We start from the raw sequence: 1,247 nt of genomic DNA, 5'->3' as shown, positions 1-1,247 counted from the left end.
GAGGGTGTCGGTGGCCAGGAGGCGTCGGAGCTGCTCTTTGATGCCCCAGGCGGCGGAGAGCTCGTCGGTGGGGTCATCGGTGCGGAAGACTGTCTCCAGTCGCTCCCAGGCTCGCGGGGTGAGGGTGTCGCCGCCGCGTAGCAGTAGCATCCGGTGCGCCCAGGCCGGGTCGTCCTTGCGGCCCCGACGACCACGATGGGTGCGGGCCAGGCGTTGACGGACGGTGGTGACCATGTCGTTTCCGAGCTTGACCAGGTGGAACTTGTCGACCGAGACCGCAGCCCGCGGCAGCCAGGTCCGTAGTGCCTTGCGGAACGCGGCCGAGGGGTCGATCGCGACGATCTCGATCCGCTCCCGCCACCGCTCAGAACGCTGGCTGAGCCAGTCTCCGACGGCGGCGCTGTCGCGGCCGTCGACGATGCCGAGGACCTGCCCGGTGGAGAGGTCGACCAGCGTCGTCATCCACGGCTCGAACCGTCTCCAGGCACCGTCGTCGGTGCGGAACCAGCGCACCGACCGGTAGCGGTGCTCATCGATGCCCAGCCGCCTCACGCGCGTCGCCTCGACATCAGTCAGGACCACAGCAGCAGCTGCCAGGGCGGCCTGGACCAGCCACCACGAGACGCCATGGGCCCGGGCGACTTCCGAGGCTGCCCGGCCGGAGGTGATCACAGCGGAGACGACCTGGTCCCGTAGCCGGGTCGTCGAGCGGGCGTATCGAGGGATCTGCACGGTGGCCTCCCAGAACGTGCCCCTGTCACAGCCCGGCTCGAGGCAGAACCAGCGCTGCTTGGCCCACATCACGACCGTCGCGCCGGCGACGGGAACGTCCCGGACCCGTTGTGATCGGCGCGAGTGAACCTTCGTCGCGAGCACCCCGCAGACCGGACAGCCCGGCGTGACGGTCGAGGTGATCACCACCCGCCGGTCCCCCTCGGGCAGGTCGATGGCCTCGATGACGCGGTAGTTGGGCAGGTTGAAGATCGTGCTCGCAGCATCGCGCTGCGAACCAGTATTCTCGTGCACAGGCTCGTGGTCCTCTGGGATGTGGATGTCTTGACAACACCCATCACAGCAGGGCCACGAGCCGTTCTACGCCAGCGACGCGACGCTCCCCATCACCACGAACCGGGAAGAGCCGTCAAGGCCCTCCACTGCCACTCTGCATGATTCTCCCCTCTTCCGGGCTGGTAACCTTCGCTAGCTACAAGTCCCGGGCGCTTCGTTGCGCTTAGGCGGACTGTACC

1 protein-coding gene is annotated in these 1,247 nt (G+C 68.1%); it reads right to left on the bottom strand.

Annotated elements, in window-relative coordinates:
* Window positions 1-1,026 (bottom strand): ISL3 family transposase (locus tag ACT3SQ_RS19220; protein ID WP_444601615.1); only part of this gene is annotated, 1,026 nt, incomplete at its 3' end.
* Window positions 1,027-1,247: the final 221 nt, after the last annotated feature.

The organism is Brachybacterium sp. AOP42-C2-15, from assembly GCF_052377065.1.
Taxonomy (GTDB): domain Bacteria; phylum Actinomycetota; class Actinomycetes; order Actinomycetales; family Dermabacteraceae; genus Brachybacterium.
The sequence above is the reverse complement of the archived record's forward strand: the minus strand, read 5'-3'. Positions and strand labels throughout refer to the sequence as shown.